Genomic DNA, 19,221 nt, shown 5'->3' with positions numbered 1-19,221 from the left:
AGGGCCTGCGTTAGAGTCGCAGGCCCCACCCCATTCGCGCCCATGACCGCCCGCTTCCAATCCCTCGCCCCCAGCGTCCGCCTGGCCGACCAGGTGGCCGATGCATTGGCCGCCGAGGTGCGCAGCGGACGCCTTTCTGAAGGCGACCGCCTGCCGACCGAGACCGCGCTGGCCGAGCAGTTCGGCGTGAGCCGCACCGTGGTGCGCGAAGCGGTGTCGCGGCTCAAGTCGCTGGGCCTGCTCGATTCGCGCCAGGGGAGCGGCGTGTATGTGCGCGCTGCCGGCGTCGAGCCGCTGCGCTTCGAGATGCCGCACGTGGCTTCGCGCGAAGCCGTCATCCAGATGGTCGAGCTGCGCCGCGCGCTCGAAGCCGAAGTGGCCGCGCTGGCCGCCGAGCGCCGCACGCCCGACGACGTGCAGCGCATCCGCGACGCCATCGACGCACTGCATGCCGCCGTGGAAGCGGGCGGCAACGGCGCCGACGAAGACGTGCGCTTCCACCGCGCCATCGCCGAGGCTGCACGCAACCCCTTCCTCATCGGCACGCTGCAGTACCTGCGGCAGTTTTTGCACGGCGCTACCCGCGTCACGCGCGCCAACGAGGCGCGCCGCGCCGACTTTGCGCGCGAGGTGGCGCAGGAACATGCGCGCATCGTCGAAGCCATCGAGGGCGGCGATCCGCTGCGCGCGCGCGAGGCGGCCAAGAACCACATGGACAACGCGATCCGCCGCATCGAGCTGGCCGATCCCGCGTTCTGGCAGCAGGAAGGCGCGCAGCTCGCGCGGCCGCTGGTCGAAGGCTGGCCCTTGGGCAGTTGACTGCAGCTGAGCCAGCCGACACAGAAAGACACCAGAAAGTCGCCGCGAACGGCGCGGCCTCCGGGTTTACCCGGGTCAGTTCACAAATCTCAAATTTGTATGATGACCTGACAAATCGTCAGATAAATCATTCGGGACAAAGCTTTCTCATGACCTCCTCGACCCTCCCGGCCGGCGCCATGCCGTCGTCCGCCGCAGCCGATGCCGCGCTCGAAAAGCGCACATACGCCAAGGTGTTCTGGCGCCTCGTGCCCTTTCTCATGCTCTGCTACGTGGTCGCGTACCTCGACCGCGTCAACGTCGGCTTCGCCAAGCTGCAGATGGGCCAGGACCTGGGTTTCAGCGAAACCGTGTTCGGCCTGGGCGCGGGCATCTTCTTCCTCGGCTACTTCCTGTTCGAGGTGCCGAGCAACCTGCTGCTCAGCCGCGTGGGCGCACGCATCTGGATCGCGCGAATCATGATCACCTGGGGCCTGCTCTCGGCCTGCTTCATGTTCGTGAAGACGCCGACCAGCTTCTACATCCTGCGCTTCCTGCTCGGCGTGGCCGAGGCGGGCTTCTACCCGGGCGTGATCCTGTACCTCACGCAGTGGTACCCGGCGCACCGGCGCGCGCGGATCATCGCGGTGTTCATGTCGGCCATTCCCGTGGCGGGCATCTTCGGCAACCCGCTGTCGGGCTGGATCATGGACAGCTTCCACGGCGTCTCGTCGATGAGCGGCTGGCAGTGGATGTTCCTGATCGAGGCCATCCCCGCCGTGCTCGTGGGCGTGATGGTGCTGGTCTACCTCGACAACGGCATCGCCCAGGCGCGCTGGCTCAGCGCCGAAGAAAAGGCGCTGCTGCAGCGCGAGGTGGCACGCGACGCCGCCCACGGCGCGAAGGGCCCGCACTCGGTGGCTGGCGTGTTCCGCGATGCGCGCATATGGTGGATGGCCTTCATCTACTTCGCCTTCGTCATGGGCCAATACGCACTCACCTTCTGGCTGCCCACCCTGGTCAAGGCCACGGGCGTGCAGGGCAACCTGAACATCGGGCTGCTCAGCGCCATTCCGTTCGTCTGCGCCATCGTCGCGATGAACCTCTTCGGCCGCAGCGCCGACCGCCGGCAGGAGCGCCGCTGGCACCTGATCGTGCCCGCGCTGATGGGCGCGATCGGCTTCACGGTCGCGGCCTCGTACACGCAGAACACGGTCGTGTCGCTGGCGTTTCTCTCGCTCGCCGCAGCCGGCGTGCTGACCTGCGCACCGCTCTTCTGGTCGCTGCCCACCGCCTTCCTTACGGGCACGGCCGCTGCAGCGGGTATCGCGGCCATCAACTCCGTGGGCAACCTTGCAGGCTTCGTGAGCCCGTACCTCATCGGCTACCTGAAAGACCTGACGGGCAGCACGCAGATCGGCATGTACGTGCTGGCCGGTGCGCTGGTGCTCGGCGCCATCGGCGTGTGGCTCACGCCCAAGCAACTCGTGAATCGCTGATCCTCGAAAGAAAGAATCCCTGCATGACTTCCAGCACCAACACTCCCGTCGTCGGCCTCGTGGGCCTGGGCGCCATGGGCGCCGGCATGGCGCAATCGCTGCGCCGCGCGGGCCATGCGCCGCACGTGTTCGACGTGCGCCGCGAGGTCGCCGAAGCCTTCGCGCGCGACGGTGGCACGGCCTGCGACACGCTGGCCGCGCTCGGCGCGCAGTGCGACATCGTGGTCAGCGTCGTCGTGAATGCGGCGCAGACCGAGTCGGTGCTGTTCGGCGACGGCACCACGCCCGGCTGCGCCGCGTCAATGAAGCCCGGTAGCCTGTTCGTGATGTGCTCCACCGTCGACCCGAACTGGTCGGTGGCGCTCGAAGCGCGCCTCGAGAAGCTGGGCATCCTGTACCTCGACGCGCCCATCTCCGGCGGCGCCGCGAAGGCCGCGAGCGGCCAGATGACGATGATGACCGCCGGCACGCCCGCCGCCTACGAAAAGGCCGGCGCGGTGCTCGACGCGATGGCCGCCAAGGTCTACCGCCTGGGCGACAGCGCGGGCGCGGGCAGCAAGGTGAAAGTCATCAACCAGCTGCTGGCCGGCGTGCACATCGCCGCGGCGGCCGAGGCCATGGCGCTGGGCCTGCGCGAAGGCGTGGACCCGGCGGCGCTGTACGAAGTCATCACGCACAGCGCCGGCAACAGCTGGATGTTCGAGAACCGCATGGCGCACGTGCTCGCGGGCGACTACACGCCGCTGTCGGCCGTAGACATCTTCGTGAAGGACCTGGGCCTGGTGCTCGACGTGGCGCGCGCGAGCAAGTTTCCGCTGCCGCTGTCGTCCACCGCGCACCAGATGTTCATGCAGGCATCGACCGCGGGCTATGCGCGCGAGGACGACAGCGCGGTGATCAAGATCTTCCCGGGCATCGAAGTGCCGGCGCCGAAAAAACAGGCCTGAACAAGACAAGAAGGACACACTCGCTCATGAACATCCTCATCACCGGCGGCTGCGGCTTCCTCGGCGCCCGCCTCGCCCGCACGCTGCTCGCGGGCGGCAATCTCGCACTGGCCGGCGGCGCCGCACAGCCTGTGTCGCGCATCACCCTGGCCGACCGCGTGCCGCCACCCGCCGACCTGGCCGGCGATGCGCGCGTGCAGTTCGTGCAGGGCGACCTGTACGAGCAGGCCGGCAACGGCGCGCTGCCGCTGGCCGACACCGACGCGGTGTTCCACCTCGCCGCCGCAGTGAGCGGCGAATGCGAGGCCGACTTCGACCTGGGCATGCGCAGCAACCTCGACACCACGCGCGCCCTGCTCGAAGCAGGCCGCTGCGCGGGCCACGCGCCGGTGTTCGTGTTCTCCAGTTCGGTCGCGGTGTTCGGCGATTCGCCCGAGCAGCGCCTGCCCGCCGTGATCGAAGACACCACGCTGCCGACACCGCAGAACAGCTACGGCATCCAGAAATTCATCGGCGAGCAGCTGGTGGCCGACTTCACGCGCAAGGGCTTCGTGCAGGGCCGCAACGTGCGGCTCATGACGGTGTCGGTGCGCCCCGGCCGCCCCAATGGTGCGGCCTCCAGCTTCCTGAGCGGCATGCTGCGCGAGCCGCTGGCCGGCGAGCGCGCGCGCTGCCCCGTGTCGCCCGACACGCCCGTCGCGCTGGCCTCGCCCGGCAACACCGTTGCGGGCATCGTGCGCGCGGCCACCGCCAGCGCCACCGAATGGGGTGCGCGCACCGCCATCAACCTGCCGGCCTTGACGACCACCGTGCGCGAGATGGCGCAGGCGCTCGAACGCATCGCCGGCAAGGACGCCACCGGCCTGATCGACTGGGAGCCCGATGCCGCCATAGCGAAGATCGTCACCAGCTGGCCCAGCCGCATCCACGCAGCGCGCGCCGAGGCGCTGGGCCTGAAGGCCGACGCGAGCTTCGACGCGATCCTGCGCGACTACGTGCGCGAGAACGCACAGGCCGTCAAGCTGCCTGTCGTGAAGGACTGAGCCATGGCAAAGCTAGTGCTCGGCTGCATCGCCGACGATTTCACCGGCGCCACCGACCTCGCCAACAACCTCGTACGCGCGGGCATGCGCGTGGTGCAGGCCATCGGCGTGCCCGAAGGCCCGCTCGATGCGGATGTAGATGCCGTCGTCGTCGCACTCAAGTCGCGCACCATCGCACCGGCCGAGGCCATCGCGCAGTCGCTTGATGCGTTGCGCTGGCTGCAGGCGCAGGGCGGAAAGCAGATCTACTTCAAGTACTGCTCCACCTTCGACAGCACGCCGCAAGGCAATATCGGCCCCGTGACCGAAGCGCTGATGGACGCACTGCAATGCGACTTCACCATCGCCACGCCCGCCTTCCCCGACAACAAGCGCACTGTGTTCAAGGGCTACCTGTTCGCGGGCGACGTGTTGCTCAACGAGAGCGGCATGCAGAACCACCCGCTCACGCCGATGACCGACCCGAACCTCGTGCGCGTGCTGCAGGCGCAGTGCAAGCGGAAGGTGGGCTTGATCGACTACACCGTGGTGGCGCGCGGCGTGGCCGTCATCGACGAACGCATCGCTCAGCTGAAGGCCGAAGGCGTGTCGATTGCCGTCGTCGATGCGGTGTCGAACGACGACCTGCTGCGCATGGGCCCGGCGCTCGCGAAGATGCCGCTGCTCACCGCAGGCTCGGGCGTGGCCATCGGCCTGCCAGCCAACTTCGGACTCGCGCCTTCTTCGCAGGCCAGTGCATTGCCAAAGGCCGGCGGCAAGACGGCGGTGGTCTCGGGCAGCTGCTCGCTCGCCACCAACCGACAGGTGCTCGACTTCATCCAGCGCGGCGGCGCGGCGATGGCCATCGACCCACTGCGCATCGCGGCGGGCGTGGACGTTACCGCCGAAGTGCTGGCCTGGGCTACGCCCCTGATCGACAAGGGCTCCGTGCTCGTCTATTCGACCGCCGAAGCCGGTGCCGTGAAGTCGGTACAAGGGCGGCTCGGCGTCGAGGAAGCCGGCGCGATGGTTGAACGCACTATTGCCGCCATCGCACGCGGTCTGGTCGAACGCGGTGTGCACCAACTGGTGGTGGCCGGCGGCGAGACCTCGGGCGCATGCGTGCAGGCACTGGGCATCGCGCAGATGCAGATCGGCCCGCAGATCGACCCCGGTGTGCCGTGGTGCTATGCGCGCTCCGACGCTGCGCCGGAAGCAGGCGTGCACATTGCGCTGAAGTCCGGCAACTTTGGCAGCGATGACTTTTTTACCAAGGCCTTTACAGTGCTCGGATGACATCCACGGTCGTTGTGTTTGACGTTCGTTGTTCGGGGCGCGATCACGCCGACGGTGTGCTCTGCTCCGCGAATGTCCCCCGGCCTGCGGCCTCCTCCTTTATTTCGCTGCGCAGAGCACACATCGACGTGATCGTTCAGCGCAGCGGTTGATCCGGTGACACAACGACTGCGCTCATGTGCGAATGGCATCGGGTGCTCCCCGCAGCGAAATAAAGGAGGAGGCCGCAGGCCGGGGGACATTCGCGGAGGGGAGTACCCGGTGTCATTCGCACGCACCCCGAATACATGCAACCCAGCAACAAAAGCCTGACATGAAAGAAACCGAAGCCCGCGAAGAAATCTGCCGAGTAGGCCGCAGCCTGTTCGAGCGCGGCTACGTGCATGCCACAGCCGGCAACATCAGCGTGCGGCTGGATGATGGCTTTCTCATCACGCCGACCGACGCCTGCCTCGGCTTTCTCGACCCTGCGCGATTGGCAAGGCTCGATGCGCAAGGCCAGCAGACCAGCGGCGACCGCGCCAGCAAAACCATCGCACTGCACACGCGCATCTACGCCGCCGCGCGCAAGTTCGATGGGAACACGGCCTGCGTGATCCACACGCACAGCACGCACTGCGTCGCGCTCACGTTGAACGAGCCGGGCGACGAGTTGCTGCCCGCACTCACACCGTACTTCGTGATGAAAGTCGGCCACGTGCCGGTCATCCCATACCACCGGCCCGGCGCACCCGAAGCGGCTGAACAGGTGGCGCAAGCCATCGAGCGCTTCGGCGCCGCCGGCACGCCGATTCGTGCCGTGATGCTCACGCGCCTCGGCCCCAACGTCTGGCACGACACGCCGGCCGCCGCCATGGCGGTGCTCGAAGAACTCGAAGAAACCGCACGGCTTCAGCAGCTCACGCAGGTCGCAAGGCCCGAGCCGCTGAACGCCGATCAGATCGATGAACTGCGCCGCACCTTCGGCGCGCGCTGGTAGTACAAACACCCCATGCCCCAATTCGCCGCCAACCTCTCGATGCTCTATCCGGAGCTCGCTTTTCTCGACCGCTTCGATGCTGCCGCGAAAGACGGCTTCAAGGCCGTGGAATATCTCTTCCCCTACGACTTCGCGAAAGACGAAATCGTCGCGCGACTCAAGCACAACGGCCTGCAGCAAGTGCTGTTCAACGGCCCGCCCGGTGACTGGAACGGCGGCGAACGCGGTCTGGCCTGCCTGCCCGGGCGCGACGCCGAGTTTCGCGAAGGCATTGCCAAGGCCATCGACTACGCAGTGGCGCTCGACTGCCCGCGCATCCACGTCATGGCCGGCCTCGTGCCAGAAGGCCTGGAGCGCGACGCTGTGCAACCGGTGTACCTCGACAACCTGCGCTGGGCTGCGGCCGAGGCAGCCAAGGCGGGCCGCGACGTGCTGATCGAGCCGATCAACACGCGCGACATTCCGCGCTTCTTCCTCAACCGGCAAGACCACGCGCACGAGATCGTCGAAGTTGTCGGCGCCCCCAACCTCAAGGTGCAGATGGACCTGTACCACTGCCAGATCGTCGAGGGCGACGTGGCGATGAAGATCCGCAAGTACCTGCCTACCGGCCGTGTCGGCCACATCCAGATCGCTGGCGTGCCCGAGAGGCACGAGCCCGACATCGGCGAGCAGAACTACCCGTATCTGTTCGACGTGATCGACGAGGTTTCGGCGCAGTGCGGCTGGCAGGGCTGGGTCGGCTGCGAATACCGGCCGAAGCGCGGCTCGGAGCCGGGCGGCACCTCGGCCGGGCTCGGCTGGTTGCGTGCCTGGGAGCAGCGGCACGCATGAAGCTCGAGGCGCTGCGCATTCCGGCTCCGCTGCGTGCATTTGCGGCGGGCGATGCGCAGCTGTTCGATGTCACGCTGGCCGGCGACAAGGTCGAGTCCATCGTGCCGAGCACCCAGCAGAAGCATGCAAGCGGCACGCTGCTGAGCGCACTGGTCGAGGCGCATGCGCACATCGACAAGAACTACACCGTGCAGGACGTGGGCGCGGCGCAGGGCAACCTGTTCGCCGCCATCGAGCGCATGAACAGGCACCGCGACAGCTGGACCGGCGAGTCGCTGCGCCTGCGCATGGAGCGTGCGCTCAACGACGCCTGGCAATCGGGCACACGCGCGCTGCGCACGCATCTCGACTGGGTGCAGGCCGAGCCGCCGGCCGCGCTGGCCGTGTTCGAGGCGCTGCGCGAGGAATGGCGCGGCCGCGTCGAGCTGCAGTTCGTCTCGCTCACGCCGCTCGACCTGTTCGCCGACCTTTCCGCAGGCGAACGCATCGCACGCGAGGTGAAGCGCGCGGGCGGTGTGCTCGGCGCGTTCGTCTACCGCAACGAAGGCATCGTCCACAAGCTCGGGCGCGTGTTCGATCTCGCGCAGCAGCACGGGCTGGGCCTCGACTTCCATGTCGACGAAGGGCTCGACATCGAGGCCACCGGCCTGCGCAGCATCGCGCAGCTGGTGCGGGCGCGCGACTTCAGGCAGGGCGTGGTCTGCGGCCATGCCTGCTCGCTCTCGGTGCAGGACGACGCCGTCGCCGGAGAAACGCTCGCGCTGTGCGCCGGCGCGGGCATCCACCTCGTCGCGCTGCCCACCACCAACCTCTACCTGCAGGGCGCCTGGGACCGCACGCCGGTGCAGCGCGGCATCACGCGCATCCGCGAAGCGGCGGCACGGGGCTTGCGTGCGAGCCTCGCAACCGACAATGTGCAGGACGCCTTCTATCCCTACGGCAGCTACGACTTGCTGGAGACCTTCGGCCTCGGTGTGCAGATGGCGCACCTGGCACCGGCCTCCGACTGGCTCGACACCATCACGGTGAGCCCCGCGAAAGCGCTGGGGCTCGCATGGGACGGACGCATTGCAACGGGCTGCCCGGCGGACCTGCTGGTGCTGTCGGCCACAGACGAACACGAACTCATCGGCCCGCGCGGGCGGCAACGTACCGTCATCCGCGCAGGCCAGGTACTGGAGAAAACACAATGAGCACGATGGGCAAGCCAATGGCCAACTACGCCGCCGCCAAGCGCGTCGGCGATTTCGTCTTCATGAGCGGCGTGGTCGCGGTCGACCCGGCCACGCGCCGCGCCGTCGCCGGCTACGACGCGATTCCCGAAGCGGCGCGCACCGCGCTGCAGGGCGTGGGCTATGCCACCGGCCAGATGTCGGTCGACATTTTCGAGGCGCCCATCGTCGCGCAGAGCTGGTTCGTGCTGGAGCGCATCCGCCAGATCGCCGCCGAGCATGGCGGCACGATGGAAGACGTGGTGAAGCTGGTGCAGTACTTCCGCCACCTGCCGCACTACGCCTTCTACAACCGCGTGCGCGGCCTGTTCTATCCGGGCGAGCCGCCGGTGAGCACGGTGGTGGAGGTGTCGCGCTTCCTGCCTGGAGACGAGGTGCTGGTAGAGGTCGAAGCGACCATGTATCTGCCCCAGCGTTCTTCTTCTACTTGACCCCAGCACCCTTCAGCAGGAACCCGGTCACCTGCTCGATCAGGTAGCGCCGGTCCTTGCTGTCCTTGTCCTGGCCCTGCTGGGCTGCGTTGCGGTAGTAGGCCGCCTGCGTGGCGTGGTCGGCGTAGAACTGCGTCACCGCCCAGATGTGGAACAGCACCAGCATCGGGTCGGCCTTGTCCATCAGGCCCTGGTTCATCCAGTTCTGGATCACGGCGGCGGCCTGGTCGGTGCGCTGCTTGCTCGTGTCCATCATGTTGTTGATGACGGGCGCGCCGCGCATCATCTCGGCCGTGAAGATGCGCGAGCGCAGCGGGTGCTCGAACGAGAACATCATCTTGCGCTGGATCAGGTCGCCCAGCACCTTGCGCGGGCCAAAGGCCTCATCGCTGAAGCCGAACACCACGATCCAGTCGGTGAGGATGTCCTGCAGCACCTGTCGGTACAGCGCTTCCTTGCTCTCGATGTAGTAGTGCAGCTGCGCCTTCGACAGGCCGGCCTTGTCGGCAATGGCCTGGGTCGACGCTCCGGCCAGCCCTTCGCTTGCGAACACTTCGATGGCGGCCTGGTTGATGAGGCCGAGCACCTGCGTGTACTTGCGCGAGCGGCCGCGCGTGGCGGGCGCCTCGGCGTCGCTTTCTTCGTTGACGGAAGCGGGGCGCGCGCTCACAGCTGGAGTTCCAGTTCCTGGCCCCTGGCGCGCGAGCAGCATAGGGCGACCTTGTGGCGGCGCTCGCTGCCCGTGAGGCAGAAGTCGCGGTGCTCGGCACCTTCGCCGTCGCCCTCGACCACGCAGGTGCCGCACAGGCCCTGCTGGCACGACACGGGGATGTCGATGCCGACTTCGTGCAGCGCATCGACGGCCGTCTGGTCCGCGGCCACGGGCACGCTGATGCCGCGCCGCGCGAGCCTCAGCGTGAAGGGCAGGCCGGTGGTGGCGTTGGCGTCGGTCGGGGCGGCGAAGTATTCGGCGTGCAGCGCGTCTTCGGGCCAGTGCGCGGCTGCGTCACGCACCGCCTGCATGAAGCCGCCGGGGCCGCAGACGTACAGGTGCGTGCCGGGCGTGCGCTTGGCCAGCAGCGCGCGCAGGTCGATGCGCTGCGAGGCATCGCCCTGGTCCAGATGCAGCCGCAGGTGCGATGCCAGCGCGGGCGCATGCAGCGCATCGGCAAACGCCAGATGCTCTTCGCTGCGCGCGAACACGCACAGCGTGAACTGCGCACCGCGCGCGGCAAGCGCCTGCGCCATCGCCAGCAGCGGCGTCATGCCGATGCCGCCGGCCAGCAGCAGATGGTGCGTCGCTTCCTCGCGCAGCGGAAAGGTGTTGCGCGGCGCGCTGATAGGCAGCAGGTCGCCCTCGCGCACTCGCTCGTGCATCGAGGCCGACCCGCCGCGGCTACCCACCTCGCGCTTCACGCCGATCACATACGAGTTGGCGTTGGAAGGCGCGCGCGCCAGCGAGTACTGCCGCGAGAAACCCCCGGGCATGTGCACGTCGATATGCGCACCCGCCTCGTAGGAAGGCAGCGGCCGGCCCCACGGGTGGGCCAGCTCGAAGGCCAGGATTTCCGGCGTCTGCCGCGAGATGCGTTCGACGCGGACGGTGAGCGTGCGTTCGAGGCTCATGGAGTTGTCTCCCTGTGTCGATGTTTTCTAGATGCTGCCCAGCTTGCGCGACACGCGCTCGATGAAATGGGTCCGGTCGCTCGCGGTCACGGCGTTCATGTCGTGCAGCTGCAGCCACGTCACCTTGCAGCGCCATGCGAACAGCGCACGCAGCGCACGCGTGAACAGCCGCCGGCCCGGGTCACCGATCATCAGCACGAACCAGCGCGGCGAGCCGCCGGTGGTCACCACCGTCAGCCGCCGGATGTGCCGCATGCCCGACTTCGCGAGCTGCCCCTTGCGTTCCGCCGGCAGGAAGGCCACGCCCGGCAGCCACACCCGTTCGAGCCAGCCCTTGAGCATCGACGGCGGTCCGTGGAACCAGGTGGGAAACACGAACACAAGGTGCTCGGCCCACAGCAGCGCTTCGACGTGGGGTTTCACGCGTTCGCGGATCAGGTCGGGGTTGTCGAGATAGGCGATGCGCTCTTCGCGTGTCAGCGTCGGGTCGAAGCCCTCGGCGTACAGGTCGATGGCCTTGACGGGGTGTCGCGGTTCGAGCGCCTCGAGGGCGGTGCGATAGAGCGCGTGGTTGAAGCTGTCAGGGTTCGGATGGCAGTGGACGACTAGCGTTTTCATGTGGAGGGCCGGTTCGCTCAGGACTTGCGTGACTGGCGAGACGGGGTCAGAGCCCAAGGAACAAAAGGCCGCGCAGTGCCTTATGGCAACCCAGGCGCCGGCATCTGACCCCGGCGCAAGCCCCGCGCGACCCACGGGAAAAACTTTCGAAGCGGCTTACTTGCCGGTCAGCTTCTTGCGAACGTCGACACCGACGCCCTTGTTGACGAACTGCGTGGTCACGACTTTCGAGAGATCGACCTCGCCGGCCTTGTACAGCCCGGCCTTGACCATCTTGTCGTAGAAGTCCTTCACGCGGGCCTCGTCCATTGCGCCGATGCCCTTGGTGAGCGACTCGCCGCTGTCGACGATGCCCATCTTCTTCATCAGCTCGATGGAGCCTTGCGAGGCAGCCACGGGCGAGTCGGGGTTGATCTTGGCGATCATCTCGTTGGCGGCCTTGTTGTCGCCGTAGAGGTAGTTGTTCCAGCCGATGATCGATGCCTCGACGAACTTGCGCACCGTCTCGGGCTTGGTCTTGATCAGGTCGGCGCGCGTCTCGATGGTGGTCGAGTAGGTCGAGAAGCCGTTGTCGGCCAACAGCTGCACCACCGGGTCGAAGCCGGCCTGCGCCTTGATCGACAGCGGCTCCGAAATCGCATAACCCTGTTGAATGGACTTCTTGTCCGCCAGGAACGGGCCGACGTTGAAGGTGTAGGGCTTGAGCTGCGAATCCTTGAAGCCATGCTCCGACTTCATCCACTGCCAGAAGCTGAACTGCCCGTCCTTGCCGATGAAGGCCACCGGCGCCTTGGTCATGTCCTTGAAGGTGTCGAAGCCCTGGCCCGGGTGGGCGAACATGGCCTGTGGGTCTTTCTGGAAGAAGGCCGCGACCACCACCGTGGGCACACCGTTCTTCACGTTGTCGAAGGACTGCAGCAGGTTGCCGGTCATCAGGAAGTCGACCTTGCCGGCCGGCAGCATCGGCCGGTTGTTGACCATCGGGCCGCCCTGCTGGATGTCGACGTCGAGGCCGTACTTCTTGTAGGTGCCGTCCACCAGCGCCTGATAGAAGCCGCCGTGGCCGGCCTGCGCCTTCCAGTTGGTGGCGAACACCACTTTTTCCTGCGCCTGCGCGGCGAAGGCGGCGGCCGCGAGGGCAAGGCCGAAGGCAAGCGGTCGGAGATTGAAAGCGGGGATGCGCATGGGGACGGACTCCTGTGGAGGTTTTGGAAAGTACGGGATGCGGAGACTAAATCTTTTCAACGCTCGACGGCCATGTCGGGATGCCAGCCGCGCGTCTTGCCGGGATTCATGAGCCCCATCGGGTCGCTGCGCTTCTTGAATTCGATCTGCTGCGTGTCGATGGTCTTCATGCCGCCGTCCTCGATGGTCACGACGTGCGGGTTGAAGATCTGGCAGCCGCCCTGCGACTCGATCTCGCGGATCACTTCGTACTGGTGGGCCTCGCCCTTCCAGCGCACGAGCAGGATGCCGAAGGTGCCGCACTCGCCGTTGGCGCGCGCGAAGTCCTGGTGCTGCAGCACGTCGTCGCCGAAGATTTGCAGATGGCGCTCGACCACCGAAGGGTCGAAGGGCTGGGCGTAGGCCACCTGCAGGTAGGTCCAGCTGCGGTCGGCCTTCAGTGCCTGCAGCGTCGTGTGGTTGAAGGCGCACTCGTAGGCGGGCGGCAGGCCATCGGCGAGCAACTCGGCCTCGGTGCCTGAGACGGAAATCGTGCCGCCCTGCGAATCGGCCAGTGCACCGAAGTCCGCCATCGACTCGGGCGAGACCATGGCGAACACCGCATGCCGGTCGGCCGGAAAGCGGTCGCGCATGGCCGTGTAGTAGGGAGAGAAACGCGCCTCGACCGTAGACAGTAGGAAGATGTCGAGCGTCGGCGCCTGCGCCGCAATGCCGAAGTCGAGCGCGCCGCGATACGTGTCGAACAGCACCGTGCAGTGCACCCATTCGACCGCCGGGCTCAGCGCCACTTCCACATCGAGGATCACGCCATTGGTGCCGTAAGCGTGGTGCACCTGCTGGATCTCGTCGCCATGCAGCTCGATGACGCGCGGCTCGCGCTCCACCGTCATCACGCGCGCGCGCAGCAGGTTGCCGGGGTCGCGCAGGATGCCGTGGCGGAACGAGCCGATGCCGCCGAAGCCGCCCGCGATGAAGCCGCCGATGGAGGCCACGTGCCATGTCGAGGGCCACATGCGCAGCGCCTGGCCGGTCTCGCGCGCGGCGAGGTCGATGTCGTGCATGCGCGCACCGGCCTCGACGCGGATGCGCCCGGGCTGGATGTCGAGCACGCGGCACATCTGCGTCACGTCGAGCACGATGCCGCCTTCGAGCGGCACGCACTGGCCATAGTTGCCGGTGCCGCCGGCGCGCACGGTGAGCGGCAGCTTCCATTTGGCGGCCACGGCGGCGGCCTGCCGCACGTCGTCCTCGGTGCTGACCTTGACGACGAGGTCGGCCACACAGCCCGCGAGCTGCGCGCTGAGGATGGGGCTGTACCAGTAGAAGTCCTTCGACAGCTGCTTGCGCTGCGCCGGTGCGGTGATGACGTTGAGTCCGCGCAGGTCGGCGCGCACGGCATCCCAGTCGACGGCAGGCACGATGGTCCTAGCGTTCACGGCGCATTTCGCTTTCGTGCCAGTGCCCGAGCACCAACCGCGACAGCGCCGCGAACACGATGAAGATCACGATGCCCAGCAACGACACCAGCAGCAGCGCCGCGAACATCATCGGAATCTCGGTGCGGAAGCTCGATTCGAGAATGCGCGATGCAAGACCCGTTTCCTTGCCCGCCGTGCCGGCCGTGAACTCGGCCACCACCGCACCGATCAGGCTCAGCCCGCCCGCGATCTTCAGGCCCGCCATGAAGTACGGCAGTGCGCTGGGCGCGAGCAGGTAGCGGAAGGTCTGCCACGGCGAGGCCTTGTAGAGCTGGAACAGGTCGCGAAGATTGCTGTCCGCGCTTTTCAGGCCGATGACCGTGTTCGACAGAATCGGGAAGAAGGCCACGATCCACGCGCACAGCAGCAGCGCCGCCGTGGTGCTCGAAACGTAGATCAGGATCAGCGGCGCAATCGCGATGATCGGCGTGACCTGCAGGATCACGGCGATCGGGAACAGGCCGATCTCCACCCACTTGAAGAGCGCGAACGCAATGGCCAGCAGCACGCCGCCGACGATGGCCGCGGCGAGCGCGAGCAGCGTGAGCTTTACCGTGAACCACAGCGCACTCGACAGCGAATCCCAGTTGTCGAACAGCGTGCGAAGAATGAGCGAGGGCGCGGGCAGGATGTAGTGCGGAATGTTGTTGGCACGAACCGTCCATTCCCAGATGAGCAGCAGCAGCACGACGATGCCCGCGGGCACGACGATGCGCAGCAGCGACTCGCGCCGGCGCAGCCTGTCTTCGTGCGCGCGCAGCGAGGCCTCGGATGGCGCCGCGTCCGCATCCGCATTGGCATTGACGTCCGCGAGGGCGACGGGCTCAGTGATCGATGTCGAGGCCATGCAGGGCTCCGTGCAAGGATTGCGACACGGCAGTGCAGTGCGCGTTGTAGCGGCTCGAGGTGCGGAACTCTTCGCCGCGCGGATAGGGTTCGTCGATGCGGATCTCGTCGATCACGCGGCCCGGCCGCGCCGCCATCACCACGATGCGGTTCGACAGATACACCGACTCATACACGCTGTGCGTGACGAACACCACCGAGAAGCGGTGCTCGCGCCAGATGGCCAGCAGGTCGTTGTTGAGCTTGATGCGCGTCATTTCGTCGAGCGCGGCAAAGGGCTCGTCCATCAGCAGCAGGCGCGGGTGCGTGACCAGCGCGCGTGCAATCGACACGCGCATCTTCATGCCGCCCGAGAGCTCGCGCGGGTACACGTCGGCAAAGCGCGATAGGCCGACCATTTCAAGCACCTGCTGCACCACCGGCGCGGCCGCATCGCGGCTCATGCCCGCGAGCTTGAGCGGTAGCCAGACGTTGTCGAACACCTTGGCCCAGGGCATGAGCGTGGGCTCCTGGAACACGAAACCCAGGTCGCGGTCGCTCTGCGTCTTTCCGGTGTTGGCACCCGACCAGTGCATGTCGCCCGAACTGAGGCGCGTGAGCCCCGCGATGAGGCGCAGCGCGGTGCTTTTGCCGCAGCCCGAGGGGCCCAGGAAGCTGATGAAGTCGTGCTCGCCGATGTCGAGCGTCATGCCCTGCAGCGCGAGCGTGCCGTTGGCAAAACGCTTGCTGACGTTGCGCAGCGTGACCAGCGGCGGGGTGGATGGTGTGGTGCTTTCCATGATGCGTGCGAGCCTAGCGCCAGGCAGGCTGGTTGGCGAGGCGCGACAGCGGGAAGCGGTCAACCTCGTGCAGCAGTTCGACGAAGCGGCGGCCCACGTGGTCGAGCACCGCCGCGCCCTTTTCGGCGGTGGCGCGCGTGGCGTCGCCGGCTGCGCCCGAGGGGTTGATGTCGTGCATCTGCCAGCCGAGCTTGCCGCTGGGAGTGATCGAGAGGAACTTGTTCTCGGCGGCCAGCTGCTCCGTCATGGAGCTGAAATTCTGGAACTGGTCTTTGCGCACGTAGTCGGGCGTGAGATGCAGCATGACCGAGCTTTCGAGGTCGCCGGCGTGGATGCCGTGCTTGCCTTCGTGCGCGGTGAAAAGCCCTTCGGGCAGGCCCAGCGTGTACCAGTTGGCGGCCACGACCATCATGTCGTGCGCCTCGCGCAGGTCGCGCGCCACGATGTCCATCACGCTCATCTGGCCGCCGTGGCTGTTGTAGAGCACCAGCTTGCGCACGCCGGCCTTGGCAACGCAGGCGCCGATGTCGGTCCACAGCGAGATCAGCGTGTTCGCCGATACGGTGAGCGTGCCCGGGTAGCGCGAGTGCTCGTTGCTCTTGCCGTAGGGCACGGTGGGCAGGAACAGCACCGGCAGGTCGTCGGGCAGGTGCGGCAGCGTGGCGCGCACCATGCCGTCGATGGTGGCGGTGTCGGTCGACATCGGCAGGTGGGGGCCGTGCTGCTCGGTCGCGCCCACGGGCAGCACGGCGATCAGCCGTTCGCGGTCGAGGCGGGAGAACTCTTCGCTGGTCAGGTCAGACCAGAAACGGCTGCGCAGTGGGGGCGGATTCATCGTGGTGTACCTCGTGGCGACGGACGGGATGATGGTCTAAATTATCCATACGGTCAAAAAAGAATGGCTATCCGTGGATACCCGTTGATCTTTCATGACCGACCTCATGCAAGCTGCATGCCATCAAATTTGCTCAGATGGTCAAAAATTGACCCCGAGCGCCCGCCGCCCGGGGTTCACCAGCGCAGGCGCAGCCCCAGTTGTCCCTGCACGCCGGTCTGCTCGGTGATGCCGATGGCGCTGGTGTACGCCAGGCCGCCGTAGACCGCCAGCGTCTTGTTCAGCTGCCCGACGATGCCGCCGCCGACTTCGAGCGCGCTCGAGTTGCGGCGGTTGACGACCTGGTCGGTCGGCCCGAAGTAGAGCGCGTTGCTGCCGCTGAAGGTGTGCCACAGGTTGACCTTCAGATACGGCTTCCAGACACTGCCGCCTGCGTCGAAGCGGCCTTCGAGCCGCGCGCCCAGCCGGCCGGTGACAGCGTTGTCGCGCTGGAAGCGCACGGTGGAAAGGCCGTCGTCGAAATCGTCGATCGAGCTGCGCTGCCAGATCAGCTGCGCCTGCGGCTGCAGCGTCACGGTGTCGCTCAGGGCAAACGGATAGCCCGCTTCCAGCGATGCGGTGATCGTCTTGCCGTGCGGCCTGCCGCCGCGGCCGAGCGTGGAAAGCGCGTCGGTCTTGAAGCGGGTGGCCATGAGCACGGCGTCGCTGTACCAGCCGCTGCTCGCGATGCGGGTCCAGTACGCGCCCAGGCTGTAGCCCTCCACGCTCAGGCGGCCGGCCGCCTCGTTGGTGGCGCCGTCGGCGACGCCGCTCGCGCTGCCGCTGGCCCGGGTGTAGCCGCCCAGCACGCCGACGCGGTTGCGTCCGCCGGCTGCGTCGGTGCCCACCAGGAAGTCGTGGCCGAGCTGCAGGCCGTGGACGTTGCCGTCGAACTGCGGATTCGCATCGCCGCGCAGGCGCTGCCGCGTGCTCTCGCCGAACACGCGACCCCACGAGGCCTGCCGGCCTTCGTCATCCGCCAGCAGCTGCTGGTCGCCCTGCCGGTCGTGGAAGCTGCCCAGCTGCGCGAGCCCGAGGCGGCGCACGGCAATTGGCAGGGCGCTGTAGAGCGGAACCTCGGGCCGGTAGAGCTTGACCGGTTCCACCGACATGGCGGCTGGGGGCGCGCCGGGCACCGGCGGCGTTCCGTTGATGACCGCGAGCGCTTCTGTCAGCGAGCCCACCACGGTGCCGCCGACGAGGTAGCCGCTGTTGCGCAGGTACCAGTTGTCGGGGTTGTTGCCGGTCGCGCCGCCGCGGAACAGCCGGTAGTTGTAGGCGCCGGCCTCGACCGCCTGGGTCAGCGAGAACGCGGTGGAGGCCGTGGTGGCGCCGTTGAGCGCCTGCACCACCAGGATGCCGTCGGCCAGCGTGGGCGCGCCCAGGCCGCCGCGGTTGACCACGCGGATGCCGGTGCTGCCCGATGCCGCGCCGCCGTCGATCACCAGCTTGTCCGAAGGCGAGTTGTCGCCGGCCAGCACCGTGTTGACCTGCATCAGCGCGCCGCTGCCGCCGAAGTAGTTGCCGCGCACGGTGAAGGCGCCGAAGTTCACGCCGTCGTTCGGGCCGGGCAGCAGCGTGCCCTGGTTGGTCACGTTGCCCGCGAAGGTGCCGGTACCGGCGACTGTGGTGCCGGGGAGCACCGTGATGACCGGGCTCGTCAGCGTCGCGGGGAGGTTGAAGCGGCCGGACTCGACGCGAATCGAGTCTGAAAAGTTTGCGTCGGTCAGCCACGACCATTCCGTGCCGCGCATCGTCAAGTTCTGGAAATTGCGGAACGCGTTGTCCACCGTGCCGCTGCCTTCGAGGAAGGTGCTGGCAGTTTTTCCGACGCCGCCGTCGGCGCCGCCGCGGATGACTGAGCCGGTCTGCAATATCAGTGTGCCGTTGCCGAGCGCGCCCATATAGATTGCGTCGGTATTGGCGGCGCCGCCGTGTCCTTCGATGGTGCCGGCGTTGACCAGCACGTCGTTGCCGTTCTGGCCGCGATAGCCATAGCCGTTGGCGCTCGACAGCGTGGCGCCGGCCCGGTTCTCCACGCGCGAGAAGAAGCTGGAGCCGAGCGTGTTCGCATGCACCGCGTCGGCGCCGCCCGCGGGCGAGTTGGCACCGGTGGTGGTGATGGTGCCGGTGTTCACCAGCAGGTTGGCGACGAGGTTGCCGCCCTGCAGGTAGACGCCTTTGGCCGACGTGCCGCTGACCGAGATGGTGCCGTTGTTGAACACCGTGTTGCCCGGGCCCAGCATGGAAACGCCGTGCGAGCTGCCGCCCGTGGTGACGATGCTGCCGTTGTTGGTGATGAGCGTGCGCGTGCTGCTGTTCGACGTCACCAGGATGCCGGAGGTGCTGCCGCTCGTCGTGCGGATGGCGCCGTTGTTGGTCAGAGTGTTGTCGTTGCCCGTGGCGACCATCGCCGCGCGGGCCGAACCCAAACCGCCAGAGACGGTGATGGTGCCGTTGTTCGTGATGGTGCTGGCATCGCGCACCAGCAGGACCTGCGTGGCGTTGGTGCTGAGCGTGGCGCCGTTGTTCACGGTGATGCTGACGCCGGTGCTGCCCGGCGTGGCGATCACGCTGGCCGAGCCGGTCGTCGCGCCGTCGCAGACCACGGAGGTGTTCGAGCCCGGCGTGGCGGTGGGCGCGCAGGCGGCATAGGCGCCATCGGCGGCCAGTGTGGCGAGTGTTGCCGCAAGGCAGCGAACAAGAGGGGAAGGGGAAGGAAGGTGACGCGGAACCCGACGCGATCGCGCGATGCTCATGCTTGCTCCTTTGTTCTT

At 67.3% G+C, this 19,221-nt stretch carries 18 protein-coding genes; 9 read left to right on the top strand and 9 right to left on the bottom strand.

All coding sequences use genetic code 11. The features are described 5' to 3' along the window. Positions 1-42 precede the first annotated feature (42 nt). The 9 genes from ACSFBF_RS18125 (at position 43) to ACSFBF_RS18085 (ending at position 9,038) form a co-directional block, all read left to right on the top strand. Positions 43-819: a FadR/GntR family transcriptional regulator gene (locus tag ACSFBF_RS18125; protein ID WP_435469301.1), complete on the top strand. Its 777-nt coding sequence runs from the start codon at positions 43-45 to the stop codon at positions 817-819. Positions 820-968: 149 nt separating this feature from the next. After that, positions 969-2,297: an MFS transporter gene (locus tag ACSFBF_RS18120; protein WP_435469299.1), complete on the top strand. Its 1,329-nt coding sequence runs from the start codon at positions 969-971 to the stop codon at positions 2,295-2,297. After that, on the top strand, positions 2,264-3,244 hold the full coding sequence (gene ltnD, locus ACSFBF_RS18115; protein WP_435469297.1) for an L-threonate dehydrogenase: 981 nt from the start codon (positions 2,264-2,266) through the stop codon (positions 3,242-3,244). The genes ACSFBF_RS18120 and ltnD overlap by 34 nt, the downstream gene beginning before the upstream one ends. Before the next feature lie 26 nt (positions 3,245-3,270). Continuing rightward, on the top strand, positions 3,271-4,287 hold the full coding sequence (gene denD / locus ACSFBF_RS18110) for a D-erythronate dehydrogenase (protein WP_435469295.1): 1,017 nt from the start codon (positions 3,271-3,273) through the stop codon (positions 4,285-4,287). A 3-nt stretch (positions 4,288-4,290) separates the two neighbouring features. After that, a complete protein-coding gene (gene otnK / locus ACSFBF_RS18105) occupies positions 4,291-5,562 on the top strand; it encodes a 3-oxo-tetronate kinase (protein WP_435469293.1) in 1,272 nt (423 codons plus the stop codon). A gap of 313 nt (positions 5,563-5,875) precedes the next feature. Beyond that, on the top strand, positions 5,876-6,541 hold the full coding sequence (locus ACSFBF_RS18100; RefSeq protein ID WP_435469291.1) for a class II aldolase/adducin family protein: 666 nt from the start codon (positions 5,876-5,878) through the stop codon (positions 6,539-6,541). A 12-nt stretch (positions 6,542-6,553) separates the two neighbouring features. Beyond that, complete coding sequence (gene otnI / locus ACSFBF_RS18095) at positions 6,554-7,375, top strand: 2-oxo-tetronate isomerase (RefSeq protein ID WP_435469289.1); 822 nt, start codon at positions 6,554-6,556, stop codon at positions 7,373-7,375. Further along, positions 7,372-8,568, top strand: coding sequence for an amidohydrolase family protein (locus ACSFBF_RS18090; RefSeq protein WP_435469287.1), 1,197 nt, complete (start codon positions 7,372-7,374; stop codon positions 8,566-8,568). Before otnI ends, ACSFBF_RS18090 begins: the two co-directional genes overlap by 4 nt. Continuing rightward, a complete protein-coding gene (locus ACSFBF_RS18085) occupies positions 8,565-9,038 on the top strand; it encodes a RidA family protein (protein WP_258352243.1) in 474 nt (157 codons plus the stop codon). The genes ACSFBF_RS18090 and ACSFBF_RS18085 overlap by 4 nt, the downstream gene beginning before the upstream one ends. Here ACSFBF_RS18085 and ACSFBF_RS18080 read toward each other — a convergent pair. From ACSFBF_RS18080 to ACSFBF_RS18040, 9 genes are all read right to left on the bottom strand, one after another. Next, positions 9,031-9,708: a TetR family transcriptional regulator C-terminal domain-containing protein gene (locus ACSFBF_RS18080; RefSeq protein ID WP_435469284.1), complete on the bottom strand. Its 678-nt coding sequence runs from the start codon at positions 9,706-9,708 to the stop codon at positions 9,031-9,033. The genes ACSFBF_RS18085 and ACSFBF_RS18080 overlap by 8 nt on opposite strands. Continuing rightward, positions 9,705-10,664 carry a PDR/VanB family oxidoreductase gene (locus ACSFBF_RS18075; protein WP_435469282.1) on the bottom strand — a complete coding sequence of 320 codons (960 nt, stop codon included), beginning with the start codon at positions 10,662-10,664 and terminating at the stop codon, positions 9,705-9,707. The genes ACSFBF_RS18080 and ACSFBF_RS18075 overlap by 4 nt, the downstream gene beginning before the upstream one ends. Before the next feature lie 27 nt (positions 10,665-10,691). Then, complete coding sequence (locus tag ACSFBF_RS18070; RefSeq protein ID WP_435469280.1) at positions 10,692-11,282, bottom strand: NAD(P)H-dependent oxidoreductase; 591 nt, start codon at positions 11,280-11,282, stop codon at positions 10,692-10,694. Between the two features lie 156 nt (positions 11,283-11,438). Then, on the bottom strand, positions 11,439-12,467 hold the full coding sequence (locus ACSFBF_RS18065; protein WP_435469278.1) for an ABC transporter substrate-binding protein: 1,029 nt from the start codon (positions 12,465-12,467) through the stop codon (positions 11,439-11,441). Between the two features lie 56 nt (positions 12,468-12,523). Beyond that, complete coding sequence (locus ACSFBF_RS18060; protein WP_435469276.1) at positions 12,524-13,903, bottom strand: FAD-binding oxidoreductase; 1,380 nt, start codon at positions 13,901-13,903, stop codon at positions 12,524-12,526. After that, positions 13,893-14,792, bottom strand: a complete 900-nt coding sequence (locus tag ACSFBF_RS18055) for an ABC transporter permease (protein WP_435469274.1) — start codon at positions 14,790-14,792, stop codon at positions 13,893-13,895. Before ACSFBF_RS18055 ends, ACSFBF_RS18060 begins: the two co-directional genes overlap by 11 nt. Continuing rightward, positions 14,770-15,570 carry an ABC transporter ATP-binding protein gene (locus ACSFBF_RS18050; protein ID WP_093055344.1) on the bottom strand — a complete coding sequence of 267 codons (801 nt, stop codon included), beginning with the start codon at positions 15,568-15,570 and terminating at the stop codon, positions 14,770-14,772. The genes ACSFBF_RS18055 and ACSFBF_RS18050 overlap by 23 nt, the downstream gene beginning before the upstream one ends. A 13-nt stretch (positions 15,571-15,583) precedes the next feature. Further along, positions 15,584-16,405: a creatininase family protein gene (locus ACSFBF_RS18045; RefSeq protein ID WP_435469272.1), complete on the bottom strand. Its 822-nt coding sequence runs from the start codon at positions 16,403-16,405 to the stop codon at positions 15,584-15,586. A gap of 176 nt (positions 16,406-16,581) precedes the next feature. Next, positions 16,582-19,203 (bottom strand): autotransporter family protein, encoded by a 2,622-nt coding sequence (locus tag ACSFBF_RS18040; protein ID WP_435469270.1) that lies wholly within the window; start codon positions 19,201-19,203, stop codon positions 16,582-16,584. Between the last annotated feature and the right edge of the window lie 18 nt (positions 19,204-19,221).

The sequence above is a fragment of the Variovorax nivicola genome (assembly GCF_051216475.1).
GTDB lineage: Bacteria > Pseudomonadota > Gammaproteobacteria > Burkholderiales > Burkholderiaceae_C > Variovorax.
Note: the sequence above shows the minus strand (reverse complement) of the source record. Positions and strands in the feature narration are given on the sequence as shown.

What these genes read in the sequence shown, in the direction of transcription:
- ACSFBF_RS18120 (WP_435469299.1), top strand. Translation starts at nt 969, where the DNA reads ATGACCTCCTCGACCCTCCCGGCCGGCGCCATGCCGTCGTCCGCCGCA.
- ACSFBF_RS18045 (WP_435469272.1), bottom strand. Translation starts at nt 16,405, where the DNA reads ATGAATCCGCCCCCACTGCGCAGCCGTTTCTGGTCTGACCTGACCAGC.
- ACSFBF_RS18075 (WP_435469282.1), bottom strand. Translation starts at nt 10,664, where the DNA reads ATGAGCCTCGAACGCACGCTCACCGTCCGCGTCGAACGCATCTCGCGG.
- ACSFBF_RS18065 (WP_435469278.1), bottom strand. Translation starts at nt 12,467, where the DNA reads ATGCGCATCCCCGCTTTCAATCTCCGACCGCTTGCCTTCGGCCTTGCC.
- ACSFBF_RS18050 (WP_093055344.1), bottom strand. Translation starts at nt 15,570, where the DNA reads ATGGAAAGCACCACACCATCCACCCCGCCGCTGGTCACGCTGCGCAAC.
- denD (WP_435469295.1), top strand. Translation starts at nt 3,271, where the DNA reads ATGAACATCCTCATCACCGGCGGCTGCGGCTTCCTCGGCGCCCGCCTC.
- ACSFBF_RS18090 (WP_435469287.1), top strand. Translation starts at nt 7,372, where the DNA reads ATGAAGCTCGAGGCGCTGCGCATTCCGGCTCCGCTGCGTGCATTTGCG.
- ACSFBF_RS18070 (WP_435469280.1), bottom strand. Translation starts at nt 11,282, where the DNA reads ATGAAAACGCTAGTCGTCCACTGCCATCCGAACCCTGACAGCTTCAAC.
- otnI (WP_435469289.1), top strand. Translation starts at nt 6,554, where the DNA reads ATGCCCCAATTCGCCGCCAACCTCTCGATGCTCTATCCGGAGCTCGCT.
- ACSFBF_RS18125 (WP_435469301.1), top strand. Translation starts at nt 43, where the DNA reads ATGACCGCCCGCTTCCAATCCCTCGCCCCCAGCGTCCGCCTGGCCGAC.
- ACSFBF_RS18100 (WP_435469291.1), top strand. Translation starts at nt 5,876, where the DNA reads ATGAAAGAAACCGAAGCCCGCGAAGAAATCTGCCGAGTAGGCCGCAGC.
- ACSFBF_RS18055 (WP_435469274.1), bottom strand. Translation starts at nt 14,792, where the DNA reads ATGGCCTCGACATCGATCACTGAGCCCGTCGCCCTCGCGGACGTCAAT.
- ACSFBF_RS18040 (WP_435469270.1), bottom strand. Translation starts at nt 19,203, where the DNA reads ATGAGCATCGCGCGATCGCGTCGGGTTCCGCGTCACCTTCCTTCCCCT.
- otnK (WP_435469293.1), top strand. Translation starts at nt 4,291, where the DNA reads ATGGCAAAGCTAGTGCTCGGCTGCATCGCCGACGATTTCACCGGCGCC.
- ACSFBF_RS18085 (WP_258352243.1), top strand. Translation starts at nt 8,565, where the DNA reads ATGAGCACGATGGGCAAGCCAATGGCCAACTACGCCGCCGCCAAGCGC.